An 8183-nucleotide genomic window follows, 5' to 3' on the forward strand; every position below is an offset into this window, starting at 1 on the left:
CCAACATTTCCAGTACCCAATTTTGAAAAATCTATTGACTTCACATAGCTGGTCTCAATAAGGCTAACCACTTCCTCGGCTTTAGCACCTTTACTTATCTTACCAATTACCGTTTCAAGTTTCATAACTTTAGATACACCTTCTAGTGCTTCCAATGCTTTAGGTATTCCTTTGAACCCTGCTAGAGCTATTATTATCTCTCCAACTGCACGTCCAAAAAATCTAGCTTTTACATTTCTATCACCATATGAATATTTGAGCGACATATCTACCAGTTCACCTAATACCATACCTTGCAGTATTTGATGCTCTTCTGTATCATCCATACTAGCTTTTACTGCAAACTCTACTAACCCTGGAATCTGCTTAAGATTGGTTATAAGTTTCCATATACCTTGTACATTATCTGCGATAGCATCTTTTATGCCACCAAAAAAGCTTGCTGTCATTGTTAAACCAGTTACTTCACTTCCACTATTACTTGAGTTTACACTAAAGCCCATTCTCTGTTGTGCATAGCTTCCGTCATTGCCTCTAGTTATTGCAGTTACTGTATGATCGCCGTTGGCTAATTCTGCTACTTCTATTTCATACTCAAAACCGCTATTATCTGCATTTGGATAACTAGGATATGCATCCTTTACATCTCTTCTTAATAAACCTATTACTGCATAGTTCTTAAACTTTCCATCTATGAGTATTTGTACTGATTTCACTCCTGATGGATTTATTGACCACCCTCTAACCCTTAAATTATTGCTATTTTCAACTTTCTTTATATCATCAATATTAAGCCTTGCCTCATCTTTTGTCACAGTAAAGTTTCTGTTTTGACTTATCGTACTTCCGTCATTTCCTATTGAATCTATCCTTATATTGTGATTTCCTGACTTTATAGAGTTTATATCTAAGTCATAATAAAAACCACTGTTCTCTGCATTATTATACTGCGGAAAGGCACTCTTTATATCTGGTCTTGAGCAACCAATATTTGCATTACCTATAAAATTTTATTTTTACTTCTGCTGTAGCTTAATGCATTATTAAAAATATGCATTAAGACATATATTAATTTTGTAGCGAAAATATCCTGAGTCTCTTAGATTGTAATCTATATCCTTGATATATTATTTAATTTAATCGGCAAAGTCTAATTCTAGTGGTAATTCTCTTACCTTACCTCCTTTTCCAAAAACCCTTAGTTGTGCTGTAAGAAAATCTATGTTCTTTGCCTTGATATCACAAAGTTCACTTACCCTTAACCCTGTGTAGATAAGTAGGAGAATTATCATCCTATTTCTTTTACTAACCTTCTCAACATTTTGGATTTAGAATAATATTTGTTCTACTTGCTTATCTGTTAGTACCTCAACCTGTCTTTCAGAACCGTAGGCTAGCTTTACTCTATCTTTGGCAATGTCAACAACAATATCTTTCGTGCAACCACTATCAACCAAATACCTATTGAAAGAATAAATACTGTTGACCTTTTTACTAATGGTTGATATTTCATACTGATTTTCAAGGAGATAGTTCCTATAGCTGGTGATGTAGAATCTCTTCATTTCTCCATTGAAATCCACTCCCTTTTCTTCAAGAAATGTTACAAATGCACAAGTATCTCCAACATAGCTTTCTATTGTTTTAGGGCTCATACCATCCTCCTGTAGATGCATTTTGAATTTCTTTACCAATTCATTTATCATTGCTCTTTACCCCTTTCAATATTTTAGGAAATAGAAAAAGGCTAACGCCTTTTTATCAGCGTTAGCCTTCATTGCTATGATATATATTTGATTTTTACTTTTGTTACATCTTACTGCATTATTGAAATTATGTAGTAAAAGTTAATTTACTGAATCCCTAGGAAATATTGTAAGTTAAAACTTTTTATAGTTTTCTATTTTATTGTAGTTAGTTATTTCAAAATTCCGTAGTCAGTTGTTTATATTTTTTACCTATGCTCTTTGTTCAAATATGAGATTTCAACAAACCAACTATTTCAACCTGACCCTTTTCTTGTGCAAAAGCTAAAGCATCTTTATTTTTCATAAATGGGTTACTATATTGTATAGAAATATCTATTCCACTTTCTATCAATAACTTCACAATGTGTATATGTCCACCAGAAATAGCCCCAAATAACGGATTACTTTCTGGTTTACTAACATCTACCTTAGCATTGCAACCTAATAGATGTTTAAATATTTCTAGTTTCCCCTCTGATGCTGCAATAAATAGCCATGCACTTAAATCTACAATTGTTGTTAATTTCTCTTTACAGGAATTAATAAGTTCATTAATTCGCTTTAAATTATTTTGAACTATAGCTGAATGAAACTCTTCGGTAACTTTTATGTAATCTTCATTACCTCCAAGTTGAGCAATATGTATGTTCTTAATATACTCTCCGTGCAACACATACTTCCTTTGTGAAGCCAAAAATTCTTCATATTTAGGTGTATGTGGTTTGGGTCCCTTTAACACTGCTTCAATAAATTCATTCGGCGGTAGATATCCATGATTTAATATTGAATGGTATATTATATCTGGAGCAGCGTATGAAGTAGTCCCATCTTCATCTAATACTCTTATTTCAGCAAAGCCAACTCTTATTGATTGCCCATTATGCTTTACTTCAGAATCTCTTTTATATTCTATAGGACATAGACTACAATTATTAATTCCTCTTACATGGTTTATCTTTACATTGAGATAACTCCATAATTTATCTAGGAATTCTTCACTAACTTCTCCTTTCTGGTATGAATGGTAGCTATCTAACCAACCTATATTTTTAGAATTCTCATGATATAGGTACGAATAATTGGTAAAATCCTCAAAATACTTCATGCTAAAATATCCTTTCTTAAGTATTCATTTCTTTATTTTATTAATCCGAGTGCTTTCAGAACTGCAGCCGACCTTTCGCTGTAGCACCAAGCACATACTACTGTATTATTACTATAATCAAAATAATTAAATGCACTTATCTTATCTGAATGAATTCTCTATCAAAATATTCAGCGATTTCACTATTTCCAATGGTTTTAGAGTCAATTGTTCTTGCAATAGAATGTATTTATTTAGCTATAAAAAGATAATTAACCAGCCTACTTATATTTCAGCTGATTAATTTAATCTTTTAACTAGTTTATTAATATTATTGGATATAGCTTTATGTTGTTCCAACTAGCCATATTGTTTATATCATATGAAACTAATTCTTTAATGCAATTCCTGTTTTTTTTATACTTCCCATTAGTACCGAGGAAAATATATGATAATTTATGCCTATAAACTATTTAATATCAAGAAAACCTAAAATCTTTAATATTTATAAATTGTATATTCTTATACTTCCCTTTTTCTATTAATTTCTTTAGTCGTTCAGTTACAATTAAGTTTCCTTTCCAATTGTCATAACAAAATATATCTGACTTATCCCATACCTCTAAATCTATACCTAGTCCCTCTACTTCTTTTCGCTTTTTATAAATCATCGTACCACACGCTTGGCACTTTTCAATAATCCTACCATCCTTATGTCTTAAACATCCACAACTACTTTTAGGAATTATTGCCTTTAAATCACTATAATCAATATCAATACTATTATACCCATTATCAACCCAATCCTCTATATCTACATCTCGAAGTTCATATCCATCAATATTTTCATTTTTCAGTAGTTGCTGTAATCTACCACTAATTATATCAAATGTTGCTCCATAATAATCTCCAACCTTTTCTCCCTTCATACAGACTTTTAGCTTATCAATCAAAATTGATTCTATACTACCACACTTTTCACACCTTATTATCTTTTTTGGGCTCTCTAGCTCTATAGCCATTGCATAATTATTATATGAAGGTCTCATTATATAAAACTCCATTTTCATATCCTCCTTATTTTTTAACTGCTTTATACTTATTTATATCACAAATATTCGCCATTTCATCCAACTTTTCAAGTATATGCTCAGGAGAGGCATTAGGATAGTCCTTTTTAAACTCAGCCCAAACAGTGTTCCATGTTTTCCCTAGTGGTGAGTTATTAGTGTGTATCCCATCTCCTATTTTAAGCCTATGTATATCCTCTGGTAAGTCAAAGAAATACTCAGGACTATTTACATCCAGCCCTTTTGTTGCAAACCAATCTTTAAATTCTTCTGGCAACCCATGATGAATTTCCCCTGTTGAATCCTTTCCAGTATACGCCTTCCATAGATCTCTCAATTTTGAAGTAGGTGTTTTAATACATTTATTATGAACTAATAGTTCATCATTACCTACGAAATAAGTATGATAATCTTCCACATTGAGATTATAGATTCTAGTATAGTTGTCTAATTTTTTAATCTCAATACCCCTTACTTCTTTTGTGCTTCCATAGGCATCTTCGATTTTATCTCCTACTACAATGTTCTTAGCTGACTTCCAAAATCCTTTTTCCATCATAAATAAATGCGAAGATGTTGTAGTTATTCTTTTTCCATCTATATTAATTACATATAGTTCATTAGTTGTTTTTTTATAAACAGTCAATATCTTTTTATAGTCTTGTTTCCCTGTTTTTACATCTTCTGAAAGTACTAAATCGCCCTCATTTAAGCTATCTATTCTTCTTAACCCTGTAGAAGTTTCAACTAAAGTTTCTCCTGTAAAGCAACCATTCTCAAGACATTCTACTGCTTCCTCTGAAAGTTCGTTTTTTGGTATTTCTAATTCAACACCATCAATAGTTTTACATTTAATATATTTTCCTGCATCAGTTGTTTCTGTAATATATTCAAAGACTGCATCTGGCTCAGCTTCTAATATTCTCATAATATTAGATTCAGCTTCAGCCACTCCATCAATAAGAGTAACTACTTCTTCTGCTTTAGCGCCTTTACTTATTTCACCTATTATCCCTTCGAGTTTCGCAGCTTTAGATACACCTTTTAGTGCTTCCAATGCTTTAGGTATTCCTTTGAACCCTGCCAGAGCTATTATTATCTCTCCAACTGCACGTCCAAAAAATCTAGCTTTTACATTTCTATCACCATATGAATATTTGAGCGACATATCTACCAGTTCACCTAATACCATACCTTGCAGCATTTGATGCTCTTCTGTATCATCCATACTAGCTTTTACTGCAAACTCTACTAACCCTGGAATCTGCTTAAGATTGGTTATAAGTTTCCATAAACCTTGTACATTATCTGCGATAGCATCTTTTATGCCACCAAAAAAGCTTGCTGTCATTGTTAAACCAGTTACTTCACTTCCGCTATTACTTGAGTTTACACTAAAGCCCATAGTCTGTTGTGCATAACTTCCGTCATTGCCTCTAGTTATTGCAGTTACTGTATGATCGCCGTTGGCTAATTCTGCTACTTCTATTTCGTACTCAAAACCGCTATTATCTGCATTTGGATAACTAGGATATGCATCCTTTACATCTCTTCTTAATAAACCTATTACTGCATAGTTCTTAAACTTTCCATCTATGAGTATATCTACCGCTTTTACACCTGAAGGGTTTATTGACCAACCTCTAACTTTTAAATTATCACTGTATTTGTTAAATGTCTTTATATCATCAATATTAAGCCTTGCTTCATCTTTTGTCACAGTAAAGTTTCTGTTTTGGCTTATTGTACTTCCGTCATTTCCTATTGAATCTATCCTTATATTGTGATTTCCTGACTTTATAGAGTTTATATCTAAATTATAATCAAAACCACTGTTCTCTCCATTATCATACTGCGGGAAGGCATTCTTCACATCTGGTCTTGTTCCCCCAGTATTTGCATTGCCTACAAAGTTTCCGTCTATATATACCTTAACTTGACTTACTCCACCTTTGTGTAAAGACCATCCGTATACTCTTAAACTACTGTTTAGGCTTTGCCCTTCAGTTGGTGCATCAATATTCATTCTTGGAATTAAGTCTTGTACTAGATTGATTTTAAAGGCTTCTATTCTCTTACTTTCACCAGTGGTTCCTGCCAACTGTCCATCACTTACAGTATCCATCCATCCCTTATCCTGCACATGTACTTGATATTGTATATGGTAGCCTGCTGGTGCATTTTCTAACTGCATTCTCATAGCTTCTATTCTTAAGCTGCGTCCCATGGTACCTGCATCTGCTCCATCATAGACATAGTCCATCCAGCCTATGTCTTGAACGTGTACCTGATACTTTATTCTAGCTCCTTGTGGCAATCCACCTCTATTAATATTTATGGCTTCAACTCTAAGACCTTGTCCTACTGTTCCAGCAATTTGCCCTTCTGATACATAATTCTTCCAGCCTATATTTTCCACATGAGCCTTATAGCTTATCGGCCCAGTCATTGTATCAGTAACCTTTTTATTTTTCAATATATTTAGGAAAGCATTTGTTATCTTCTGAGATCAACTTCATCATCAGCGTATACCTCCACTTGTTTCTCTGAACCATAAGCTATTTTTACCTATCCTTAACTTTCTTCATGTCACCAACATAGCTTTCTATTGTCTTAAGACTCTTACCATACTCAATTAGGTTCATCTTGAAATCTTCAATTATTTTACACATCATCTTTACTCCTTTCAATTTCTCTGAATTGAAAAGAGCCAATGCTTCTTCATTAGAAACATTGACTCTTATCATTGCAATAATATATATTTAGCTTTTCTTTTAGTTACGGCACACTGCATTATTAAGATTTTGTAGTAGGGCTACTTACTGCAAGACTACTGAGAAGTAAGGACACTAATGGATTTAACTTTATCATGTGCCGATTTTAAGTTTTTCAGAAAGATATTTCCCAATTTTGCAGTCAAAAATAAGTATTTCAAAGTTTTCAGTGTCCGGTTAAGTCTGCCTTAATACATGTTCTATAAATTCTTCGGGTAATTCCATATCATATTTTTCTAAATAGTAAATCAAGTCAGAATTCCATGCATATTTTCCATCATTCATTGAATAAAGTCCTATGATTTTATTTTCAGGATTAATTAAATCTGTAACTATTGCAGGTGAAACAGCAGTAATTTTACACTCCTTCATATACTTTATTATTTTTTCCTTCTCTATAATAGGCTTATTTATTAAATCCTTTATCAATGGATACCTATTATCTTTATAATTTTCATATGTTTGCCCTATAAAAATCATATTACACCTCTCTAATTTAATTTTACTAATATTATTTATTATTATATCTTTATTTTTTGGGGCTAAATAGCCTCCACTCACCATTGTTAGTATATTCATTAGGACCAATAGTAATGTTTCCATCAAAATCTAACCACAACTTATCTGATGGTGCCCAAACATCTATACCAAAATAATCTGCTACATACTGTGCTACAATAGCCCCATCTGCTCCACTCTCACAGGCCATTAATCTTATATTACCACCTTTATAAACAGGACTATCTTGTAATATTTTACAAAATTGTTCTGCTGAAACAATTGTTTCATTTCCAGCAGCATCTCTCCAAACTAAACTATATTTATCAGCATGGCAAAAAATATCCTGAAAACCTTCAAGTGGCTGTACCTTTTCAGCTCTTATCCATAAGGCATCAGTTTTATTCAAAAATCTAGTTGATAAGGATAATGCTCTTTCCTCGCCAGCTTCAGCATACGCTTCAGTGGCCCCCTCAATAAGGCTAACCACTTCCTCGGCTTTAGCACCTTTACTTATCTTACCAATTACCGTTTCAAGCTTCATAACTTTAGATACACCTTTTAGTGCTTCCAATGCTTTAGGTATTCCTTTGAATCCTGCTAGAGCTATTATTATCTCTCCAACTGCACGCCCAAAAAATCTTGCTTTTACATTTCTATCACCATATGAATATTTGAGCGACATATCTACCAGTTCACCTAATACCATACCTTGCAGCATTTGATGCTCTTCTGTATCATCCATACCAGCTTTTACTGCAAACTCTACTAACCCTGGAATCTGCTTAAGATTGGTTATAAGTTTCCATATACCTTGTACATTATCTGCGATAGCATCTTTTATACCACCAAAAAAACTTGCTGTCATTGTTAAACCAGTTACTTCACTTCCGCTATTACTTGAGTTTACACTAAAGCCCATAGTCTGTTGTGCATAACTTCCGTCATTGCCTCTAGTTATTGCAGTTACTGTATGATCGCCGTTGGCTAATTCTGCTACTTCTATTTC

General features: G+C 33.1%; 7 protein-coding genes and 1 pseudogene. All 8 read right to left on the bottom strand.

Annotation, left to right across the window (positions count from 1 at the left end):
• Positions 1-815, bottom strand: a pseudogene (locus GXK57_RS25865) (Ig-like domain-containing protein); the annotation flags it as partial.
• A 321-nt stretch (positions 816-1136) separates the two neighbouring features.
• The gene (locus GXK57_RS26755) at positions 1137-1328 is read right to left on the bottom strand and encodes a tyrosine-type recombinase/integrase (protein ID WP_279285537.1); all 192 of its coding nucleotides are present in this window, start codon (positions 1326-1328) and stop codon (positions 1137-1139) included.
• The gene (locus GXK57_RS26760; protein WP_243156526.1) at positions 1329-1706 is read right to left on the bottom strand and encodes a phage integrase N-terminal SAM-like domain-containing protein; all 378 of its coding nucleotides are present in this window, start codon (positions 1704-1706) and stop codon (positions 1329-1331) included. It abuts the gene before it with no gap.
• 265 nt (positions 1707-1971) lie between these two features.
• Positions 1972-2853: an ankyrin repeat domain-containing protein gene (locus GXK57_RS25875; RefSeq protein ID WP_160680901.1), complete on the bottom strand. Its 882-nt coding sequence runs from the start codon at positions 2851-2853 to the stop codon at positions 1972-1974.
• 458 nt (positions 2854-3311) lie between these two features.
• Positions 3312-3896 (bottom strand): hypothetical protein, encoded by a 585-nt coding sequence (locus GXK57_RS25880; RefSeq protein ID WP_160680902.1) that lies wholly within the window; start codon positions 3894-3896, stop codon positions 3312-3314.
• Positions 3897-3909: 13 nt separating this feature from the next.
• Positions 3910-6351, bottom strand: coding sequence for a polymorphic toxin-type HINT domain-containing protein (locus GXK57_RS25885; protein ID WP_160680903.1), 2442 nt, complete (start codon positions 6349-6351; stop codon positions 3910-3912).
• Positions 6352-6853: 502 nt separating this feature from the next.
• Complete coding sequence (locus tag GXK57_RS25890) at positions 6854-7156, bottom strand: hypothetical protein (protein WP_160680904.1); 303 nt, start codon at positions 7154-7156, stop codon at positions 6854-6856.
• Positions 7157-7205: 49 nt separating this feature from the next.
• The coding region (locus GXK57_RS25895; protein WP_202127793.1) for a hypothetical protein at positions 7206-8183 on the bottom strand (978 nt) is incomplete at its 5' end.

This window comes from Clostridium sp. C8-1-8 (genome assembly GCF_009928445.1).
Classification (GTDB): domain Bacteria; phylum Bacillota; class Clostridia; order Clostridiales; family Clostridiaceae; genus Clostridium_AR.